Genomic DNA, 23091 nt, shown 5'->3' with positions numbered 1-23091 from the left:
TCTGAGGACAGGGCCCCCTTCTTATTCCAATAGATATTAGGAGGTCTTGTATGAAGAAAAAATGGTTATCTGGGGCGCTGGTCGCGAGTCTTCTTGCAACATGTATGCCATTTGGTGGTGTCGAGGCCGCTTCTTTGGAAGCGCTTCCTGCCTTTCCGGGTGCGGAAGGCGGCGGCAAATATGTAACCGGCGGAAGAGCTCAACCTGTGTATGAAGTGACGACGTTGGCTGATTATGGTATCAAGGAAACTCCGATCCCCGGCTCCTTCCGCGATGCGGTAAGTCAAAGTAATCGAACCATTGTTTTTCGAGTGGGGGGAACCATCCATCTGAAGGAATCCCTCAAGATTACCGGCTCAAATCTGACGATTGCCGGGCAAACGGCTCCAGGTGACGGAATTACAATTGCCGACTACACAACCTCTGTTGAAGCTGACAATATTATTATGCGCTATATGCGTTTCCGGTTAGGCGACCGGGTAGCTAGTGAAGATGATGCTTTTGGATCAAGGTACCATAAGGATCTCATTATCGATCATAGCTCATTCAGCTGGTCGGTGGATGAAGTGGTCAGTCTGTATGACAACGAGAATACTACCGTACAATGGTCGATATCCGCTGAAAGTATGCTGATGACGACTCACCAGAAGGGACGTCACGGCTACGGAGGAATCTGGGGTGGGAAAAATGCCAGTTTCCTTCACAATCTGATTGCTCATAGCACCAGCCGCAACCCCCGTTTGCCGACGGTGACCAAATTGGTGGATCTGACGGAAATGTCTAATAACGTTATCTATAACTGGGGATTCGCTTCGACCTATGGTGGGGGAGCAGAAGATTATCGATATAATATCACTAACAATTATTATAAAAATGGTCCAAACACCTACACCAGTGTAAAAAATCAATTGTTTGGGGAAGTGTCTCCAGAAACCCGGTTGTTTATAGATGGGAACATCATGGATGGTAATCCGAAGGTTACCGAAGACAACTGGAAGGGTGTGCAAAAGTATTCGAATATCTCTAGGCTTGCGGAGCCGGCAAAGATGCCTAACCCATATACGGCACTGTCGGCGGAGGAAGCCTACGCAAATGTAATGGCTGATGCTGGTGCCACTTTGCCAAGACGTGATGCTTACGATGCGCGTGTCATTAATGATGTGAAGAATCGCACTGGACAGCATATTAATTCACCTATTGAAATAGGCGGTTACCCAGACTATACAGAGACAGCTTCCAATGTAATCGACATGGATCATGACGGTATGGATGATAGCTGGGAGATTGCTAATGGACTAGATCCTACCGATCCTGAGGATGGCAAGAAGTCGACGTTATCTTCGGAGGGATATACAAATTTAGAAGTGTATCTGAATGATCTCATTGTGTTAGGGAAATCAGGGTATGAGCATACGGACAATCCTGTAACCGCTATCAATTATCCTGTGAATAACCAAATCATAGAGTCAGGCAGCGAGGTGAATGTTACAGCTTCTGCCAGTGATAGCGATGGTATTGCTAAGGTGGAATTTATCGTTAATGGTGTGAAGCAAGACGAAGCTACCACAGCACCTTATAGTTTCAATTGGAACAATGTGCAGGATGGTACCTATTATCTTGTTGTTCAGGCTATAGACAATAAAGGGCTCAAGACACAATCCGATAACGTAGCTATACATGTCAACACCTCTGGATCCGTTCTTCCGTGGACTTCAGTGGATGTTGGTCGTCCAGGGATAACGGGAGTGACTACACTTCATCCAGATAGCGGGAAAATTACGCTCAAATCGGCTGGACTTATCGGAGCTACATCAGAGAGCGAAACTGCTGTTGATAACTTTCAGTTTGCTTATCAAACCCTGACAGGCAATGGTGAAATTATTGCTAGAATCGACTCCGTAACGGGAACTGATGATTATGCCAAAGCAGGTGTCATGATTCGTGATAATCTCAATGACAATTCTAAAATGACGATGCTGGCAATCCCTTATGTCAAATATGGCAAGAAGGGAGTTATGATTACCCGCTCCACCACAGGAGCCAAGGTGGTAAAAACAGAACCGGACAGTTTCATCAATACACCTTATTGGGTGAAGCTGGTTCGTCTTGGTAACGAAGTGACAGGTCTGGTATCGCCGGATAAAGTAACATGGAGCAAGGTAGGCACGGTGAAGCTTGACCTGAATGATACGGTTTATTTTGGTCTTGCAGCCGATGCTGCTAAGGTAGATAACGAGGTTAATCGTTATAATGCGTCTGTCTTCAGTGAGGTGGAGCTGAAACCGCTTAGTGATCAGTTTCCTGCCGCACCCCGTGGACTTACAGCCACAGCCGGTGAAGAGAAAGTGAAGTTGAATTGGGAGGACGTTGCTTCTGCCAAGTCGTATAGTGTTAAACGTAGCGAGGTTTCCGGCGGTCCCTACAAAACGATTAATACTGAAATTAAAGATAGCTTGTATACTGATTCCGGACTCAGCTCCGGAAAAACTTATTATTACGTGGTCAGCGCGGTGAATGAGCTTGGTGAAAGCTTTGATTCCGATGAGGCCAGCGCTACAGCTGAAGGTGAAGCAGGTAATGTCTATTATGTGGATGAAGACTTCGAGCAGGTTGCTGTAGGTGTGACACCAGAGTATTATGATGTAACTCCAAATCCACAGACTGAAATTCAAAAGGTTATTGTATCTCCCACACCGTCTGACAGTAAAGGGAATACGTCAGATCAAGTATTGAATGTGTTCGATGGTGCGAACGGCAGCGTGCAGTTTATCCGTAAATTTGCGCCAATTACAGGTGCACTGGTTATTGACACTGACTTTATGTTTGCGACAGAATCGGGAACCTCGGTGTTCCTGCAGGCCCAGAGTACAGATGGAAGCAAAACGGCATTCTCCATTGAGAGCAGAAAGCCAACGCTTCCTGAAGCTACAGGTAAATATACGCTAACCATGAGCAGGGGGAGCAGCCAGTATCATCAACTGATGAGCTCTTATTCCCTAAAACAATGGTACAACCTGAAGCTAAAGGTGGATGTGAACAACGATAAAGTGGATGTATATATCGATGATCAGCCTGCTGGCTCTTTTCCGTTCACAACCACGAATTTCGCCAGCTACGGCATTGGGCGTATCTTGTCCAAGACACCGGGCGGCGGCTCAGGAAATTATTACTTAGACAATTTAAAGATCTATGTTGAGCCCATTGAAACACCGCTTGGACTGACTGGGCTTCCAGGAAACCAAGCAGCCCAGCTATCATGGCCTGCTCTTGAAGGCGCAACTTCCTACAATGTTAAGAGAAGTCTTAAGAGCGGGGGGCCTTATGAGACTATTGCCAATGCTATTACAGAGACATCATATATTGATAATGAAGTTACCAACGAAACTACCTATTATTATGTTATCTCGGCGACGGCGCCCACTGGTGAATCGGGAAATTCCAATGAAATTAGTATTACCCCATCCGCTTTGGCGGTGAAATTGCCTGCGCCAGAATCGTTTGCGTCTGTAAGTCGGAATGCACAACTGGATCTCAGTTGGAAAGCTGTGGAGAATGCAGCCAGCTACAGCATCAAGAAATGGAATGAGACTTCAGGTAGCTATGAACTCGTGGCAAAAGAAATCACCGGCACAACTTACCGCGTCGGAGGTTTGGCCAACGGGCAAACCTACCGTTACGTCGTAGCTGCAACAAATGTGGCCGGGGAGGGAAAAGAATCAGCGCCTGTTGAAGCTACTCCGCAATCTCCTTTGGGAACACCTGTCGTTTCCACGGAAGCTGGTGACAGTGTAATGAAACTAAGCTGGCTAGCGATTGAGGGGGCGAGCCAGTACATTGTCAAACGTGCCTCATCGGCGAATGGTCCTTATGAAGTGCTCGGGTCTGATTTATCAGACACAAGCTTTACTGATGCTGGGCTCGTAAACGGAACACCGTATTATTACAAAGTCAAAGCAATAAGCGGTACCCGTAGTAGTCTAGATTCAGCTGCTACCCCAGCGGTTCCATACAAGAATTCCGGCCAGCCGCAGGCTCCACAAGGAGTTAGCGTTGAGCCTGGCAACACTGATATCCATCTGACTTGGAATGTAGCTGATGGAGCTAGCAGCTATCAAATTCTACGCTCGGAGAGCGGTGGCAGCTATGCGGTCGTGGCCGACGGCATCGAAGCAACAGATTATACCGATAAAGGCTTGAGCAACGGGACTGCCTATCAATATGCGGTAATCGCCATCGGTGATAAGGGTGCCAGTCTTCCATCCGAGGTGGTCAAGGGAATTCCAGCTCCTGTCATTATTGTTGCTCAGAATGGGACAGGAGATTATAAAACGATTAATGACGCTATTCAAGCAGCACCTGATAATAGTGCCCTAACCACGATTATTAAAGTGAAGAACGGCACGTATAAGGAGAAGGTGCTTGTACCTTCTAGTAAGATGAATATTAGTATCATCGGTGAGAGCCGGGAAGGTACCGTACTTATTAACGGTGACTCCGCGAAAACCATTGGCTCAGATGGTAAAGAAATGGGCACCAGCGGCAGCTATACATTAAAGGTTGCGGCAACTGATTTCACACTGGAGAACATGACGGTTGAGAACAGTGCTGGGCGGGATGCCGGTCAGGCAGTCGCTTTATATGCTGAAGGAGACCGGGGAGTGTACAGAAATGTTAAACTTCTTGGATATCAGGATACCCTGTTCGCAGACAAGGGAAGAGCTTATTTCGTCGACAGCCATATTGAAGGTACAGTGGACTTTATCTTTGGTAATTCCGCTGCTGTATTCGAGAATAATGTGATTCAAAGTGCGGGTGCTGGCTATGTTACTGCGCCTTCCACGGCAACGGGTAAGCCTGGTTATGTGTTCATCAATAATCGACTAACTGCCAGTGAGGGCGTTGCTGCTGGAACCGTTGATTTGGGCCGGCCATGGAGAGAATATGGCAGCTCTACCTTCATTAACACGGAGATGGGAGCTCATATTCGTGCTACTGGCTGGCATGAATGGTATGAAGGTCGTTCCAAAACTGCACGGTTCTCTGAGTTTTTAAGTTACGGAGAGGGGGCTAATGCAGCTTCACGTTACAGCTGGTCCAAACAATTAACAGCAGAAGAGGCAGCTGCCTATACGATTGAATCTGTGCTTGGTGGAAGTGATGGCTGGAATCCACAGCAATCCAAGATCTTAGTGGGTCAAGAGCAGATACCTGCGGTACATGTCTCTTCAATTACTGTAACGGGTAAAGATGGAATTAGCAGCATTGAGTCGAAGGGCGGTGCCTTGCAGCTGCAAGCCTCTGTGCTTCCAGAGAATGCGACGAATCCTAAAGTTATCTGGACGGTAACTGAAGCAGATGGGATAACCTCTACGGATAAAGCGGTTATTAATGAGAAGGGCTTGCTGACAGCTAGAAAGAACGGTAGCGTACAAGTAACTGCGCGACCTCTAGATGGAAGTGGAGTATCCGGAAGCCTAGAGATTAATATCAGCGGACAAGATGAGATTGCCCGTAATCTGCCCGCTGCAACGCTGAACGGACCGGTCACAGTGGTGGCAGGACAGGATTTCACTTACCGTGTAGGGCTTACAAATGTTACTACCTCCGTCTACAAGGAAGTGTATGCTGTAGACTTTACCATGGCATATGACGTATCTGGTGTGGAATTCATATCCGCTCAGACCTTGCCAGACGGATTCAGCATCACTCATATTAATGAGGACAGTCCAGGTCTAATAACAGTTAGTGTAGCTGGAACGGAGGCAGGAAATATCCTGACCGATGATGCGGAATTCTTAGAAATCATCTTCAAAGCGAAGAAGACAAACCGTGAAATCGCCGTGCCGCTTGGATTTATTTCTTTCCGAGGATCCAATACAGATGTTGATTTTGACATCCTGCATGAGGCACAATCGGTTGTTCATGTCATTCCTATATCCGTCATGGAGATAAAAGTCTCCTCCAAAGATAATGTGAGCGAAATCAAGTCAGGGCAAACCCTGCAAATGGCAGCTGTAATCCTGCCGGACCATGCATCCGATCCAGCAGTGACCTGGTCAGTAGTGAATGAGGATGGATCAGCTACTGAGCGAGCAACTATTACGGATACCGGCTTGCTCACTGCAATTGCAGCAGGCAAGGTAACCGTGAGAGCGACAGCTAAAGATGGCTCCGGTGTTGTAGGTACGATGTCCATTGAGATTAAGGCAGAATCGCAGGTTTCAGAATCGGGCGGTACTTCATCTTCAACGACAGTCAAACCAGTGAAACAACCGGAACCAACTGTGAACGCAGATGGAGTTACTCTTTCCGTGACAGCGGATGTGAATGGTAAAGCTATTGCAGAGGTATCCTCGACGATTCTGCAACAAGCAATTGGCTCAATGCAGAATGGAGTATTGAGAATCACAGTGAAGCCATCCTCTGCCAGCTCGGTGGTTGAACTGACCTTGCCAGCTCGTGAGTTGGCTGGAGCGGGAGCAAAAGCAATTCAACTTTTGGAAATAGACATGGGATTGTCTACGTTCCGAATAAATGCTGACCTGCTTCTTGCGATGGCAGGATCTGACGCCGCAAGCGTTAAGCTTGTAGTTGGCAAAGTTGACGCGAAGACACTGTCGCTTCAGACGGATGTCGGGGATATTTATGAGTTTAAGTTCTTTGTTGATGGCAAACAGTTTGACAGCTTTGGACGTGGACTGAAGGTTGAACGGGATTACAAACCAAAGACAACTTCAGGTGTAGAACAAATAGTAGCCTACCAAATCCGTGAAGACGGGACTATAGAGGTGGTTAGAAACACCCAGTTTAATCCTACGACTGGCAAGATCATCTTCAGACCAGACAATTCCAGCAGATTCGCAGTAGGATATGCGGAAAATTCCTTTAAGGATATCGCTGGACTAGGCTGGGCACAAAATAGCATTCAAGCCCTTGCCGCCAGAGACATTCTGAATGGCACCGGAGATCATAACTTCGGGCCACAGCTGAATGTAACTCGGGCGCAGTTCCTGAAGATGCTGATGCTTGCACTAGAGCTGGAGGAAGGTAGTGCGGCAAGTACATTTAAGGATGTTTCGCTGGAGGCTTGGTACTACAGCTCCGTTGCTGCTGCTCAGCAGCTAGGAATTATTCAGGGCAGATCTGATGGAACCTTCGGTGCTAATGAAACGATTAGCCGTGAGGAAATGGCGTTGATGGCTTATCGTGCAGCACAGCTCGCCAAACTTACGGTCGTGGGAGTGGACCAGCCAGTGAGTTTCAATGATGCCGCTGACGTTTCATCCTACGCTCGTGAGGCTGTACAATTCATGAGCGGAGCAAAGATTATTCAAGGTGTAGGCAAAGATAACTTTGCACCTAAAGCCAATACAACTCGTGCTCAGGCAGCTGTTATTGTCTATCGATTGTTCCAGCTAAATCCTTAAATTTCAAGTTGACACCCTGTGTGATTTATCATATTATGATTGGAGTTGTTACAAGTAAATAAACCAAACTCTATCCAGTGGATGGAGTGGCGGAATTTTGTCAAAGATGTATTCTTTGGTTTCAATCGCCCCTTGTCATTTCGATGACAAGGGGCTTTATTATGTTAATGAGCTTGCTCAAGAGAAAGGGAAGAGGTTTACGATGAATATGAAGTTATTCAAATATGCTTTACTAGTTTTTTTAGGTGCTTGTAGTTATGGCTCACTCTCTACGATCGTCAAGCTTGGAATGAACGATGGCTTTAGAATGAAACAATTGGTAGGATCACAATACTTTTTTGGATGGTGTATGCTGCTCTTGCTGGTCTTATTATTTTCCCGAAAGAAATTAGGGCTAAAAACAGGCGGGAAATTATTAGCCGCTGGGATCACCATCAGTTTAACTGGCATATTTTATGGCTTCGCAGTTGAACAATTGCCTGCTTCGATTGCGATTGTACTGTTATTCCAATTTACTTGGATCGGTGTAATTCTGGAGGCGGTTGTAGATCGAAAACTTCCTAGTCGGGAAAAAGTGATTTCGATGGTTATCCTTCTAATTGGTACGGTATTAGCGGGGGGCATCCTTGAGCCGAGTGTAGGTGGAATCACGACCACTGGTGTGGTTTTTGGCTTAATGTCAGCCGTGTCGTTTGCCTTCTATATTTTTGTGAGTGGAAGAGTAGCTACGCAGGTACCTGCAGTTAATAAAAGCTTGTATATGACCACTAGTGCAATGGTTATTATTATGACTGTTTTTTCTCCTTCGTTTTTATATGACGGTGCGATTACCGATGGGCTTTGGAAATACGGACTACCTCTAGGTTTGTTGGGCATCGTAATTCCAGTTCTGTTCTTTTCGATCGGGGTTCCGAAGCTGGGTTCAGGTCTAGGCGCGATTTTAGGGGCAGCGGAGTTACCGGCAGCTGTAGTAGCCTCCGTGTTAGTTCTGCAAGAAGAGGTATCATTACTTCGCTGGATCGGGATTATCGTAGTTCTGATCGGGATCGCAGCTCCACAAATCCTACCGATGGGGACAGGGAAAAAGTCATCCAAACTATCACCAAAACAATCACTCCGTAAGGTAGAACTTTAATCGGCAAACTGGCATCGATGGTATGATCTGATCCTGAGAGGATTAGATTATCTATCGGTGTTTTTTTTGTGGAAAAAAAGATTGGTGTTAATTTTTCTGGTATCGATAATGGATGTCTAATATATAGTGGTTCTATTCTTAACTAAATGGAGGTGACCACTTATGAACACTAAAAACTATGACTATTTTAAAACGCTGCATGATCAAAAAAATCCACTGATCCTGTACAACTGCTGGGATGTAGCCTCAGCTAAAGCAATAGAACAAGCTGGATCAAAGGCGGTAGCAACTAGCAGCTATTCCATGGCGGAAGCGTGGGGATATTCGGACGGTGAACAGCTTACATTTGAGCTTATGCTTTGGATGATTTCAAAGATTGCCGAACGAGTAGCGGTTCCATTGACCGTAGACATCGAAGGTGGATATGCTGTAGATGAGGATACTTTAGCGCATAACATGGAGCAGTTATTTCAATTAGACATCTGTGGTATCAATTTTGAAGATCAGATTGTAAATCATCCTAACAATGAACTATGGGAGACCAGCGAACAAAGCCGTAGGATCAAAACCATACAACAAGTAGCCTCCAAACTGCAAAAGCGTGTGTTTATTAACGCTAGAACGGATATTTTTTTCAAGGATAAGGAACATTCGATGGATCTAGTGAATCAAGCTATAGAACGTACCTATGCTTATGCTGACGCTGGAGCGGATGGGATTTTTATACCGGGGCTCGCTGATCCAAGCTTGATTGAACAATTTGTCAAAAAATCGCCACTGCCTGTGAATATCATGGTTATGGACGGTATGCTTTCAAATCATGAATTGCAAAAAATTGGCGTGAAACGGATTAGCTATGGCCCGCGTAGTTTCTTTCAGGCACAACATAATCTTCAGGAAAATGCCCGGCAAACGCTTGACGCCTCAGGACTTTATTTAGAAATGAGCTAACCATACTATGATAACTAATGAGCAGGATATCAATAAATATTATAAGATGCTGGTCGAGAAAAACTCGAATTATGAGGGCGTATTTTTTGTAGGAGTGAAAACAACGGGGATCATGTGTAGGCCAACTTGTCCCGCTAAAAAGCCATTAAAAGAAAATTGTGAGTTTTTTGCTACAGCCAAGGAAGCCTTATTAGCATCATATAGACCATGTAAAAGGTGTCAGCCGTTATCCAATCCAACAAAAATGTCTCCTGAAGTAAAGCTGCTTGTAGAAGCTATTGAGAGCAATCCGGAACGAAAATGGACAGATAAAGATTTTGATGAGCTGTCTATTAGTGCAAACACGGCACGCCGCCAATTTAAGAAACAATTCGGGATGACCTTTATCGAATATGCACGTTCTAGACGTTTAGGACTGGCATTCAAACATATTAGGAATGGGGATTCAATCATTAACGCACAACTGGAAAGCGGGTACGATTCGAGCAATGGGTTTAGGGATGCCTTTTCACGAACGATGGGGACTGTCCCGAATCATTCCAAGCAGATTAAAGTGCTGTACTGTACTTGGATAGAAACGATATTGGGTTCCATGCTGGCCATCTCCAATGAAGAGAGTCTTTTACTGCTGGAATTTGTGGATCGCAAGGGTCTTGAAAATGAAATCAAAAGATTACGCACTCGCTTAAATGCAACTATATTACCTGAAAAGGTAGCCGTCCTTCACCAAATTGAGGAGGAATTGAAGCTGTATTTCACAGGTGAACTTACGGAATTTACAACGCCGGTTCGTTATCTGGGCTCAGACTTTCAGCAAAAGGTGTGGAATGAACTCCGGAAAATACCTCTGGGACAGACAGCTTCTTATAAGGAGCTTGCAGAGAAAATCAATAATCCCTCTGCTTGCCGCGCTGTAGCAAGGGCGAATGGTACCAATCAACTCTCAATCTTGGTTCCATGTCATCGAGTGATAAACAGCAATGGTGAATTGGGTGGTTATGGAGGCGGGCTTGCCAGAAAAGAATGGTTAATCAAACATGAGTCTAACCGCTCCTTAAATCAGAATAATTTCATTTAAACTACTTCTCTCTATTACGTAGAATGTGATGGATCCCCTTACTTCAAGGCAGGAGATTCATCACTTTCTGTACTTAAATACTGAACTAACATGTCCACAAATCGGTTAGCAATTTGAATATCCTGAAGTTCGTTTTTGAAATCGTCTTTGGAAATCAGGCTCATTTTCTGTAATAAACCCATCATAGACGTGAAGATGAAATGAGCAGTGGATAAGGGTTCTGTATCAAATTTTAACGATCCATCTTTAACTCCGGCCTCCAGAGCATCCATTAAGAAATGTCGTTCTTTTCCCCGCATCACAAAATTTCTGTAATTTTCTTTGAGTTCTTTACTGTAATCATAGGCTTCAAAATGCAAATCGAATAGAAGAATGAATTTGATGTAACCTGAGTGTTGCCGGGCATAATCAATCCAAGCATTAAGCATCGAAGCAAGCATTTGCTTACCATTCATTTCAATTGAAGAAGGTGCGCTTCTAACAAATTGCGTCATGCTCTCCAGAATTTCCATCTGGACCTCAAAAATCAGTTCGTTCATGGACTGGAAATGCTTATAAAAGGTAACCCGGCTTACACCAGCCACGTCGCAGACATCCTTAATATTAACTTTGAGAAAGCTTTGCTTCATAAAAAGATCCTTCGCCGCAGCAATTAATTCTTCCCGGTTTTTGTTTTTTAAATTCTGGTGCCAGTTCTCAGTCATGGGCGACACTCCTTTCTTGCTCTTTTTTTGGTTTTTGTAAGGTGATGAGAAAGGCAGATGCCAGGATAATTGCCCCAAAAATATAGGGAATATTAATATGTTTGTCAAACATCAATCCCGCTAAAATGGGTCCAAGTATGTTTCCTATACTGGTGTACGTTGTATTTAATCCGGCAGCATATCCTTGTCGATCACCAGCTGAGTTGGCAATCAATGTACTTACTGTGGGTCGTAAAAAAGCATTAAAAGCAAAAAATAAACCTGATACAACTAATAAATAACCTAAATTGATCTTGAATATCATCAACAATAAGGTTATAGCGGTCATCACCAATGATATACGTATAAGCTTTATCTCGCCAAGTCTCTTAATCAGATGATCAAGCAGCCAGATCTGCACAATAATGCCTATAATAGCACCAACCGTAATAATGATTGAGATTTTCGTTGCATCAAAACCGTATTTTTGTTCCACAAAAAGGGCGTACACCGTTTCATAATTCATCAGACCAAATGTCATGATCAGAATGAGCAGAAGATAGCGGAAATAGGACGTCCGGAATGAGTTTACGATTTGACTACGAATGGATTCCCGAGGGGCCCATTTGTTAACGGATTTCCGTTTTTCCTTTGGTAGTGTCTCTGGCATATAAAAACAAAGTATCGTAGCGATAAGCCCAAGTCCACCCGCAAAAAAATAAGGCACCCGTATGCCAAACCCAGCGATAATCCCGCCTAACCCTGGACCAAGTACCATACCCAAATTCATGGAAGCCCCCAAGTACCCCATACCTTTTGCACGGGTTTCATGGGTGGTGATATCAGCGACATAGGCCATATTGGAAGGGACCATGATTCCGATACCTATACCCCCAATAAATCTAGCGATGTAAAGTAGGGGCAATGTCGTAGATACAGCAAATATCAGATCTGAAAGGACGGTTAAAAACATTCCGGAAATGATCATTGATTTTCGGCCCCATTTATCCGAAAGCTGTCCCCCTATAGGTGAAAAAATAAACTGTGCTGCTCCAAAAGCCGCAATAAGATATCCGGCGGCAGCCCCTGACGCATTAAACAGTTTCAGATATTCAGGTAGAATGGGAATGACCATACCTTGCCCCAATAAAGCGATAAATAGATTCAACATTAGAATGAAAAGTGGAAATCTAGCAGACTTAGATAAGCTGCTCATATCATAGCCCTCCTATATAGTTTACACTGTGTAAAGGTTTACTCGATGTAAACTATGATAATGGAATGATGGGCCCTTGTAAAGGTGTGTCTGAAATTTAGGATACGCTGTTTTTAGTATGTTTTTTCAAGTAAAAAAAGTACTGTTTTAAACAAAAGAAGGAAAATTTATGAATTCACATCATTATCCAAGTATGATAGCATGATCTATATATTTTGGTGTAAAGCGCGGGCTTATCTTAATAAGATTGGAGCGAACATCATGCTTAAGGTTCTGATCGTGGACGATGAACCCTGGGTTCTAGAGGGGCTAAGGACGATGATCGACTGGGGAAAATTCGGTTATGAAGTTTGTGGTGAAGCTCAAAACGGCACGGATGCGATGAGGCTTATCCAGGAGAATAAACCGGAACTGGTTCTCACGGATATTAATATGCCTGTAATTAACGGTCTTGAGCTTATTACAAAGTTGAATGAGGTGATGGAGAAACCTCCTAAATTTGTGATTTTGTCTGGATATGATGATTTCAAGTATGCACGCACGGCATTGCGCCAGCGGGTAAATGAATATTTATTAAAACCCATTGATGATGAAGAAATAGAGGCTTTATTAAGCAGGATCACTCCAATAATCCAAAATGAAATCGCTTCCAATGAGGAGTTTGATAAAAAGCAATTTTTTATCGTAAATAATATCATCAACCGCCTGATCCAAGGGGAGTATAACGAAAATTTAGAGCTTCTAACCCGAAACACCTTGAAGCTTCAAGCGGATGCAGAGTTAATGTGTATTCTTATCGAACCCGCCTCCTCTATGAATCCATTCCAACCGCAGATAAGTGATTATTTTTCCGAGGAACACTTCTGCTTCTTTCAAGACGGATCGGGAAGAGCGGGGATCATTCTTCAGTCTGCTTCTATCGGCAATGAGAGCCTGGAGACTATCGTCAACCAGATGCATTCAGATCTCACTGAACAATCACAGGAGCTGGTCTTTCTAGCACTTAGCAGCAGAATGGTCGGGGTGAGCTCTATTCGAGAGATTTATAGGCAGGCACTTGAGGTATGGAAACGAAAAACGCACCAGCAGAAAAGAGGGGTCTTTTATTATAGTGAGCTTAGGAACCTGAAAAAGGAAGAACCTCATGAGGATCATTTCAGACAGCTGCTGCATAAGGTCCAAACGAATGATACGGAGCAAATCCAGCCTTGTGTTAAAGAAGCGTTTGCTGCTTTCGTCGAGAATCTGCTGACCCTTGAAGTTGTAAAAGCAAAAGTGGCCCATTTAGAGCTTACGATCTGTAGAATTATAGCTCAAATGAATGGAGACCCGGATGCGATTATGACTAAGCTTCAGCAAGAATACGGAAATCTGGGTGAACTCAGTGATTATTTTATAATAAGCCGTTATGTACAAAGTCTGTGTGAACGTGCTGCCGTCTATCTGTCTGAATTAGAGCAGCAGAATGAACGAAATACGATTTACAAGGTTATTCAGTATGTGGATCGTGAATTTCGGAATAAATTAAAGCTTCAGGATTTGGCACAACAATTTCATATTAATTCTACCTATTTGGGACAACTGTTTAGAAAGCAAACGGGTCAGGGCTTTAGTGAATACCTAAATGCTAAACGGATTGAAGAGGCGAAAAGTCTGCTGAAACGAACACAGCTAAAGATATCGGATATAGCGGTGCAGGTGGGATTCTCTAACACTGATTATTTTATAGATAAGTTTAAGCTGCTTGTAGGGGTAGTACCATCCGTGTATAAAAATGAGAATAAGAACCAACAGCTCTAGGGGAAGCAAGGTGTTTCATATGGAGAGAAAAAAATTCAGATTTAGAAAAGTAGTGAATGATATTCCCTTGAATTATAAATTTTCCCTTATTTATATCATAGGTGTTCTTCTCCCTATCATTATTATTAACCTTGTTTTTTTGGATCGGATTTCCGATCTGATCAAATCGAGAGAGCAGCAGAACCTGGAAATATCTTTAGAAAGAGCCCGAAAGGACATTCATGATTTCATTGAAGGTGGGGTAGCTGTCAGCTATACGCTTTCTGCCGATAAGAACCTGTATGAATTGCTTGAGCGGACGTATGGGAACTCTATTGAATTTTATGACACTTTTGATGAACAGCTGAGAGACCGCATGAACAGCTATATGCCGGTGAATAATCAGATTGAACGGATTACTGTATTTACGAACAATGATTCCATTGTTTCCGGCAGCAACTATCAGGTCATCAATGAAAAGGTAATGAATAGTGAATGGTATAAGCAGTCGAAGGCTGCGGATAAACATCTGTTTCTTGCCGCTTATCATATGAGTGATACCTCTAGTGTGATTTCTACAGCGCCTTATTTGAGTGTTATTGAGCGAATGGACGCTTACAGCTCATACAATAAGTTTGAAAAGCTGCTTAGAATTGATTTGGATCTCAGTAAAATATATGACGTGATTATCAGAGAAAAAGATTACTTGAGTCTTTATTTAGTTAACGAGCAGGACGAGATTATTATGTCTGCACAAAGCGGCTATCAAAGAGGCACCGCGGAACCTTATCCCGTGTTCAAGCTGCAGGATGATGAGCGCAAGGAGGACGTTCATATTGTACCCGTCGGCGGAGCTAGTTATATAAAGGGCTGGCGGATAATAGGAATTACACAAGGTGAGCGTATTACCCAAGCGATAATGGAGATTCGGATTTATGCAGGGATTCTGGCGTCCATTGTCACGCTAATCACAACCGCTTTTTTATATGTGATGTTAAGATCCTATAATTATCGGGTGAAACGGTTATCCAGACATATGCAGAAAGTATCCAATGAGAAATTTGAGCTGATTCGAATCGATGAAGGCCAGGATGAGATCGGGGGACTGATCCGTAATTTTAACAGGATGACCACTACCATTAATTCCTTGATCAATGATGTATATAAACTGGAGATTCAAAAAAATAATCTGGAGATGGAAAGAGTAAGAGCTGAACTGAATTTTCTGCAAAGCCAGATGAATCCGCATTTTCTGTTTAATACGTTAAATGCCATTTTGGTGGTCTGTACTAAAAATAATTATTCGGATGTTACAGATATTATTAAGAGTTTATCCAAATTACTTAGACGGCTGCTGAGCTGGAAAGAAGATCTCGTCACTCTGGAAGAAGAAATGACTTTCATCGAGATGTATTTAAAAATTGAAAAATTCCGGTTCCGGGATAAATTTGATTATCAATTTGAGATCGATGAGCAGTCGCTTCAATATAAGATTCCCAAGCTAAGCATGCAGCCGCTCGTTGAGAATTCCTGCAAACATGGTCTACAGGCCATAGAGGGACTTGGTGTGATAAAAGTGAAGACGTTAGTGGAGGAGGGACGCTTAAAAGTTACCGTCTCTGATAACGGTAAAGGGATAGAGCCAGAGAAGCTGCAAGAATTATTAGGTAATGTGCAAAATGAAGCGTCTTCGGGAACGAATATCGGAATCCGCAACGTGTACCGCCGATTAGAATTGTATTATGAAGATCAGGTCCGTTTTGATATCAGCAGCGTTCCGGATGAAGGGACCATTGTCACTTTTGATATTCCATTAAAACTCCTGGAACGGAAGAATAGCTAGAAAGTGAGGGACCCCCTATGAAATACAAAGTATTGTTGATCGATGATGAGCCTAGTGCGCTTGAAGCGATGCAGCTATGGATTGATTGGCAGGAGCTTGGCTTTGAGGTATGTGGAACCTCCAGCAATGGCAAAGAGGGGCTGGAGTTAATGAAACAGCTCGAACCAGATCTTGTAATTACGGATGTTAATATGCCGCTAATGAATGGGCTGGAGATGGTCGCAGCTTGGCAACGAGCTGAGATTAAGGAGATTAAGTTTGCCATACTAAGTGGTTATAGTGAGTTTGAATATGCCAAGACAGCTATACACTATGGAATTAATCATTATCTGATGAAGCCAGTGTTTCCAGAAGAAGCGGCAGAAGAATTACTGGAGATTTATCAGGAGCTGGAGCAGGAAGCTCAGAAGCGCAGTTTAAATCAAATAGCCTCCGCGGAGGAGGCTGTTTCTCTCCTGAAAGGAATACTGCATGAGAAAGCTGAGCAGTCGAATCAGGAGGTACTTAACCGATTATCGGAAGGGAAAAGCCATTGGAATATTTGTCTGATACAGACAGAGCCGGTTTTATATACAGAGATCAGAGAGCAAGCCTCAGCCCTCCTAACCGATAAAAATTCGATGTTTCTGATGGATCTGGAGAGTCATTGTTTTGGAATCGTATACGGATACAATTCATTGTCCACTGAGGGAGCTGTGATCGATCAGATCGCAACTCCCTTGCTGAATGAACACCCTAAACAAGCTTTGTATATTGCAGCTGGCGCTGGCGTAGGCTCCTTGCTTCAGATCGGGAACAGTTACCGAACGGCGAAAGAAGCATTAATGTATTATTTTTATTATCCTGAAAATGCAGAGGTCCTGAGTTATCAAGAGATTAAGGATAGTCCCTTCAGTTATCATTATGATCAAATTCAACTGATGGATGACTTGATAAGACCTATTAATACGCTGGACTCCGCAGATTTTAGCCAAGCTGTGAACTCGGCAGCCCGCAGTTTCCGTGAGCAGCGCATCGCTCCAGAGGTTGTGAAGAAAATTGTTATTCATATGATGTATAAGATTATTGAGTTTACCTCGGAAGCCAGTGAAGTCCATGAGTCCTCCTTATCTAATCAAATTAGAATTCCCGCGATGTTAGACTCAATGATCACCTTGACGGACTTAATGCGTAATTTGCTATTCTGCGGTGAGGCCAGTATTGATATCCTTCTTAAGGAACAAAACCTAAGATCACAGGGGATTGTTCAGGAGATTAACAATTATATTGAAGAGCATTTTCGCGAATGTCTTACCATTAAGAGGCTATCAGAGGTGTTTTTCCTGCACCCGGTATATCTGGGACAATTATTGATCAAGAAGAACGGAATTAACTTCAATGAACAGCTGCATAACCTCCGAATAAAAGAGGCAGTACATTTACTTCAACAAAATAAGTTAAAAAATAGTGAAATCGCTGAGAAAGTGGGCTATGGCAATTATAGTCAGTTCCTCAAGCAATTTGAAAAAAAACTACATATGAGTCCTAACGAATTTAAAAACACTAATACCTAAACTTTTTGGGGGTACATCTTTAATTCTGGCGTATTTTCAGAAGATTATCACCTCTATAATTTAACTTGTAAGGGCTTACAACATTGTTACACCAACAAATATATGGAGGTGCTTTATGGGGGGCAGGTTAATATCCAAATGGAAACTTAGTCTGATTGCTGTGTTATCCCTAAGCTTTACCTTAGCAGGGTGCGGAGGAAATAACAGCAACAATACGACGGCTAAGGGGGAAGACAAACCAGCAGAAACAGCCACTTCAACTGCAGCAGGAACAAATTCTGATAAGATTGAACCTTTCGAAATTAGTATCTTTCTTGGAGAAGCAGGCCAGCAACCAACACCAGATAATAAAATTTATAAAATGATTAAAGAAAAAACAGGCGCCTCATTCAATTTCGAATTCTTGGCAGGAGATCTTAAACAGAAGCTTGGCGTTATGATTGCCGGTTCGGATTATCCAGATCTAATGAGTTCTAATACCCAACTGACGGCAGCAGGTGCATTTATTCCTCTCGAGGACTTGATTGAAGAACACGCTCCAAATTTGAAAGCGCATTACGCAGCTTACTGGAACATGATGAAGGATCCAAATGATGGACATATTTATACACTTCCAAACTATGGTGCGTATAACGGTGATGTGAATTCAACCTATTACTCTGGCCCAGCTTTCTGGATTCAGAAAGCTGTACTTAAAGATGCTGGCTATCCAGTGGTTAAAACTTTGGATGAGTATTTCGATCTTATCGTTAAGTATAAAGAGAAGAATCCAACCATTGATGGACAACCAACAGTTGGGTTTGAAATTCATAACAAAGACTGGAGAAACTGGGGATTGTTTAACGCTCCTCAGCATCTGATCGGACATCCTAATGATGGCGGAGTAGTGGTTAAGGATAACGTGGCAGAAATCTTTGCGGATAAAGACTATGCTAAGCAGTACTATAAGAAGCTTAATGATATGAATGCATTGGGTATTATTGATAAAGAAGCATTTACAATGGATTATGACCAATATTTAGCTAAATTGTCCAGCGGAGCCGTTCTAGGAATGTTTGATCAGCACTGGAACTTTGGTAAAGCAGAAGATTCACTCAAGACTCAAGAAAAAGATATGAGAACTTATGTAGGTCTGCCTCTTGTGTATGATACCAACACCAAAGATTATTATCTGGATCGCCCTGCGCTTAACTTGAATAATGGATTCGGGATTACTATCAATGCTAAGGATCCAGTGAGAATCCTTAAACTTATGGACACATTGATTCAAGAAGATTGGCAAAAAACTCTCACTTGGGGTATTGAAGGCGAAGATTATATTGTGGAAAACGGCCGCTTTATGAGAACCCAAGAACAACGGGATAACGCAGTTGATGCTACTTGGAAGCTGAGTAACAAAGCAGAAGCTTGGTATGCTACCGCTCCGAAAATGCAAGGGTACTTTGCAGACGGTAACTCAACGGATGCGGCAGCCCAACCAGAAGAATATAAGGCAGGATTGGAAGCGTTTGACAAGGAAGTCCTCGACGCATATGGATTCAACAGTTATGTAGATTTCTTCAGTAAGCCTGGACCGAATCCAGTAGCTTACCCTGCTTGGTCCATAGATCTTGTTGAAAATTCTCCAGCAAAAATTGCCGATACGAAGATGGGAGAAGTTAAAACCAAGTTCTTGCCAAAAGCAATCTTGGCTAGTCCTTCCGATTTCGATAAAGTTTGGGCTGAATTTGTTAAAGAACTTAATAAAGCGGATGTTAAAGCCTACGAAGACAGAATCAATGAACAGCTTAAATGGAGATTTGATACTTGGAGTGTTAAATAGTTAGAGCATGCTTAAAAATCAGAAAGTGGTGGCTTATTAGCCAACCACTTTCTGAAATATATGGATGATGTGGGGAGAAAATATATGGATGAGATTTTAACGGGAAAAAAAGTTAACCGGCATCCTAAAAGAAAAAAGAAGCAACCTATTACTATGAATTTGATTAAGAATCAGAAACAGCTAATTTGGATGTCGGTTCCATTGCTGCTTTATATTATATTATTTGCTTATGTTCCCGTCTGGGGATGGACCATGGCTTTTCAGGATTATAAACCAGCTAAGGCTTTTGGCGAACAAACGTGGGTTGGCTTGAAACACTTCAAGTTTCTATTTACGGACGATACCTTTTTAAGGGTACTACGAAACACACTGGCTATGGGATTAATTAATTTCTTTCTAGGATTTATAACCGCAATAACATTGGCCTTACTTCTTAATGAAATCAAAAATGTATTTTGGAAAAGAACCGTGCAGACCATATCCTACTTACCTCACTTCCTCTCTTGGATTATTGTAACAGGGATTGTAGGTGTCTCCCTCTCGGTTAACGACGGGATTATCAACATCGTACTCATGAAATTACATCTTATCGATTCACCGATTCTTTGGTTGAGTGAAGGGAAGTATTTCTGGGGTATTGTGGGTGCTTCAACCGTCTGGAAAGAGGTTGGATGGAGTACTATCATCTACTTGGCTGCTATTGCTTCTATAGATCCAGCTTTATATGAGGCTGCTGAGATTGATGGGGCTAACCGGTACAAAAAAATGTTCAATGTAACATTGCCGGGAATTAGACCAACCATTGTAATCCTGATGATAATGTCCATAGGACATGTACTGGATGTCGGATTTGAGGTTCCGTACTTATTAGGGAACGGGCTTACTGTAGACTGGTCGGATACGATTGATATATTTGTATTGAAATACGGGATTGGGCAAGGGAATTATTCCTTAGCTACTGCGGGTGGTATATTTAAAACAGTCGTAAGTGTAACGTTGCTGCTATTAGCTAACTGGACTTCGAAGCGGCTAGGGGAAGAGAGGCTGTTATAATCATGGAAAAAACTCAATTGATTCCTCAAAAATCTCCAAAAAGTAATGCTGGAAAACGGATGAGAAATTTGGGGTTCGAACCCGTAGTGTTCGGCACCTTCAATACTATATTTATGGTTTGTCTAGTTATTGTTACCTTGTATCCATTCCTGAATACTATAGCAGTCTCCTTTAATGCGGGGAATGATACCATCCGCGGCGGCATTTATCTATGGCCTAGAGAGTGGACCATACAAAACTACAAGGCAGTTTTTGCCTCTGGTACAATTATTCCTGCTTTTTGGATTTCGGTAGCACGAACAGTGATATCTACGATCCTGAATCTATTTTTAACCACAATGCTTGCTTATACTTTAAGCCGGAAAGAATATGTTTTCCGCAAACAGATTACCTTTATTTTCGTCCTAACCATGTATTTTAATGCGGGTCTGATTCCAAACTATTTCCTAATTAAGGATCTTCATTTGATTAATACGTTTTGGGTATATGTAATACCGACTATGATAAGTGCATTTAATATGATCGTCATCCGTACTTACATTGGCGGCTTGCATGAAAGTCTTATGGAATCCGCGAGAATCGACGGTGCAGGTGAATTCAAGATTTTCATGAAAGTAGTCTTCCCTTTGTGTAAACCTGTTCTTGCTACCATCGCCCTTTTTGTCGCGGTAGGTGCATGGAACGCATGGTTTGATGCTTTTATCTACACTTCTTCCCGCCAACACTTGAGTACATTGCAATATGAATTAATGAAACTAATATCATCTAGTATGAATGCGAACAGTAACGCAAGTGTAGCTAACGGGGCAGGGGTAACTGCAGAGTCAGCGGGGTCAATGGTTACTCCAAAGTCCATTCGTGCAGCCGTTACTATTGTTGCTTCGGTTCCAATTTTGCTAGTCTATCCATTCATGCAAAAGTATTTTGTAGTTGGAATGAACGTAGGAAGCGTGAAGGAATAAGGAGCTTGCAATCACTATTAAGTAATAGGAAGGTTGTCTGTTAAATTATGACCCCATCTTCAATCACATACACGAATCCGATACTTCCAGGCTTCTATCCTGATCCAAGTATCATCCGGGCAGGGGATGACTACTATTTAGTTTGCAGCTCCTTTGAGTATTTCCCTGGCGTACCTATTTTTCATAGTCAGGATTTGATTCACTGGACCCAAATAGGTCATGTGCTCAATCGTGTAAGTCAGCTGGATACACGTAAAAGCAAGAGCTCTGGAGGGATATTTGCCCCAACGATCCGGTATCATGAAGGAACGTTTTACATGATAACGACCGAAATACACGGGAAAGGGAATTTCTATGTTACGGCTACGGATCCTGCGGGTCCGTGGTCAGATCCGATTAGTATTCCTTATGGAGGAATTGACCCTTCTCTAATGTTTGATGAGGATGGAAAGGTTTATGTAACCACCCAGCAGGGGGCAGATTATGACTCCCATGCCATCCAATATGAGATAGATATTGCTACGGGAGCAGCGTTAACAGAACCTGTTGTCATCTGGACTGGGGATGGTGGACCTTGGACGGAAGGCCCCCATTTGTACAAAATAAATGGAATGTACTATATCATGACGGCTTCAGGAGGAACGGCAAAGGAACATCGGGAGATCATTGGCCGCAGCTCCTCTCCTTATGGACCATTTGAACGATTGCCGCATCCGATATTGACGCACAGCGGTACTGATAATCCCATTCAGTATTTAGGGCATGCCGATTTGATTGAGGATCGTAACGGGGATTGGTGGGCCGTATTCCTTGGAGTAAGACTAGTAGATGCAAAATTTACTGTGCTTGGAAGAGAGACTTTCCTTGCTCCCGTAAGCTGGACTGAAGACGGATGGCCGATGATCGATAATAATGAAGACACTGTCGGACTGGAAATGAAGGTTTCACGTGTACCTGGTCAATCACCAAAACCTGAGACTAGTGGAAGATATGATTTTGATGAACATGTATTGCCGCTGGGATTAGCCTTTCTGCGGAATCCGGCTGAGGGAAGCTGGTCCTTAAACGAACGGCAGGGATGGTTATCTCTTCGAGGACAACCGAAAGGTCTCAGTGAAGTAGGCCAAGTGGCTTTTGTAGGCAGAAGACAGCAGCATACTTCAGCAGAATGGAGCACACTGCTTGAAATGCCTTCATCTATTGCTGATGTGGAGGCTGGACTTTGCGCCAGATTAGATGAGAACGCTCATTATGAAATTGGACTTGTTCAAAAAAACGGCCAAAGAGTGATTACAGCTCATGTGACCATGGATGGAATAACCCATACAGCGGCAGAGATTCCAACTACTGCCGAGCGAATTTATTTGAAAGCTAAGGCTGAGCTTAACGAATACAGCTTCCTGTATTCTTTGGATGGGCAGGAGTGGAATAAGCTATCAACAGCGGCAGCTTATCCATTATCCCCCCAAGCCGTAAAAGGAAATGGATTTACGGGTGTTCTTATCGGCTTATATGCGACAGGTCATGGCAAGGTAGCTGAGGTGCCTGCCTACTTCGATTGGTTCGATTATCAGTCTTAATTATTCGAA

Annotated in this window: 13 protein-coding genes; 11 read left to right on the top strand and 2 right to left on the bottom strand. The window is 43.1% G+C overall.

The genetic code is table 11. The features are described from left to right. Positions 1–50 precede the first annotated feature (50 nt). The 4 genes from NSQ50_RS26435 to NSQ50_RS26420 all read left to right on the top strand — a co-directional run bounded on the left by NSQ50_RS26435 (position 51) and on the right by NSQ50_RS26420 (position 10591). Positions 51–7427 (top strand): pectinesterase family protein, encoded by a 7377-nt coding sequence (locus NSQ50_RS26435; RefSeq protein WP_076223504.1) that lies wholly within the window; start codon positions 51–53, stop codon positions 7425–7427. 208 nt (positions 7428–7635) lie between these two features. Continuing rightward, positions 7636–8562, top strand: a complete 927-nt coding sequence (locus NSQ50_RS26430; protein WP_076144605.1) for an EamA family transporter — start codon at positions 7636–7638, stop codon at positions 8560–8562. Positions 8563–8724: 162 nt separating this feature from the next. After that, positions 8725–9513: an isocitrate lyase/PEP mutase family protein gene (locus tag NSQ50_RS26425; protein WP_076144560.1), complete on the top strand. Its 789-nt coding sequence runs from the start codon at positions 8725–8727 to the stop codon at positions 9511–9513. Positions 9514–9520: 7 nt separating this feature from the next. Continuing rightward, positions 9521–10591, top strand: a complete 1071-nt coding sequence (locus NSQ50_RS26420) for a bifunctional transcriptional activator/DNA repair enzyme AdaA (protein WP_036685413.1) — start codon at positions 9521–9523, stop codon at positions 10589–10591. 38 nt (positions 10592–10629) lie between these two features. Here NSQ50_RS26420 and NSQ50_RS26415 read toward each other — a convergent pair whose 3' ends face one another. Next, a complete protein-coding gene (locus NSQ50_RS26415) occupies positions 10630–11295 on the bottom strand; it encodes a TetR/AcrR family transcriptional regulator (RefSeq protein ID WP_036685410.1) in 666 nt (221 codons plus the stop codon). After that, entirely contained in the window at positions 11288–12490 is a 1203-nt protein-coding gene (locus NSQ50_RS26410; protein WP_036685408.1) for an MFS transporter, read from the bottom strand. The genes NSQ50_RS26415 and NSQ50_RS26410 overlap by 8 nt, the downstream gene beginning before the upstream one ends. A gap of 261 nt (positions 12491–12751) precedes the next feature. Between NSQ50_RS26410 and NSQ50_RS26405 the strand changes: the two genes are divergently transcribed. The 7 genes from NSQ50_RS26405 to NSQ50_RS26375 all read left to right on the top strand — a co-directional run bounded on the left by NSQ50_RS26405 (position 12752) and on the right by NSQ50_RS26375 (position 23082). After that, complete coding sequence (locus NSQ50_RS26405) at positions 12752–14290, top strand: response regulator (RefSeq protein WP_036685405.1); 1539 nt, start codon at positions 12752–12754, stop codon at positions 14288–14290. Between the two features lie 19 nt (positions 14291–14309). Beyond that, positions 14310–16112, top strand: a complete 1803-nt coding sequence (locus NSQ50_RS26400; protein ID WP_036685623.1) for a sensor histidine kinase — start codon at positions 14310–14312, stop codon at positions 16110–16112. Between the two features lie 17 nt (positions 16113–16129). Beyond that, positions 16130–17665, top strand: a complete 1536-nt coding sequence (locus NSQ50_RS26395) for a response regulator transcription factor (protein WP_036685402.1) — start codon at positions 16130–16132, stop codon at positions 17663–17665. Positions 17666–17780: 115 nt separating this feature from the next. Further along, a complete protein-coding gene (locus NSQ50_RS26390; protein WP_036685398.1) occupies positions 17781–19487 on the top strand; it encodes a sugar ABC transporter substrate-binding protein in 1707 nt (568 codons plus the stop codon). An 84-nt stretch (positions 19488–19571) separates the two neighbouring features. After that, positions 19572–20540: an ABC transporter permease gene (locus NSQ50_RS26385; RefSeq protein ID WP_036685395.1), complete on the top strand. Its 969-nt coding sequence runs from the start codon at positions 19572–19574 to the stop codon at positions 20538–20540. A 59-nt stretch (positions 20541–20599) separates the two neighbouring features. After that, positions 20600–21502 carry a carbohydrate ABC transporter permease gene (locus NSQ50_RS26380; RefSeq protein WP_036685620.1) on the top strand — a complete coding sequence of 301 codons (903 nt, stop codon included), beginning with the start codon at positions 20600–20602 and terminating at the stop codon, positions 21500–21502. Positions 21503–21549: 47 nt separating this feature from the next. Beyond that, positions 21550–23082: a glycoside hydrolase family 43 protein gene (locus NSQ50_RS26375; RefSeq protein WP_051491381.1), complete on the top strand. Its 1533-nt coding sequence runs from the start codon at positions 21550–21552 to the stop codon at positions 23080–23082. Positions 23083–23091: the final 9 nt, after the last annotated feature.

Source organism: Paenibacillus sp. FSL R10-2788 (assembly GCF_038003885.1).
In the GTDB taxonomy this organism is placed as follows: Bacteria; Bacillota; Bacilli; order Paenibacillales; family Paenibacillaceae; genus Paenibacillus_AQ; species Paenibacillus_AQ odorifer.
Note: the sequence above shows the minus strand (reverse complement) of the source record. Positions and strands in the feature narration are given on the sequence as shown.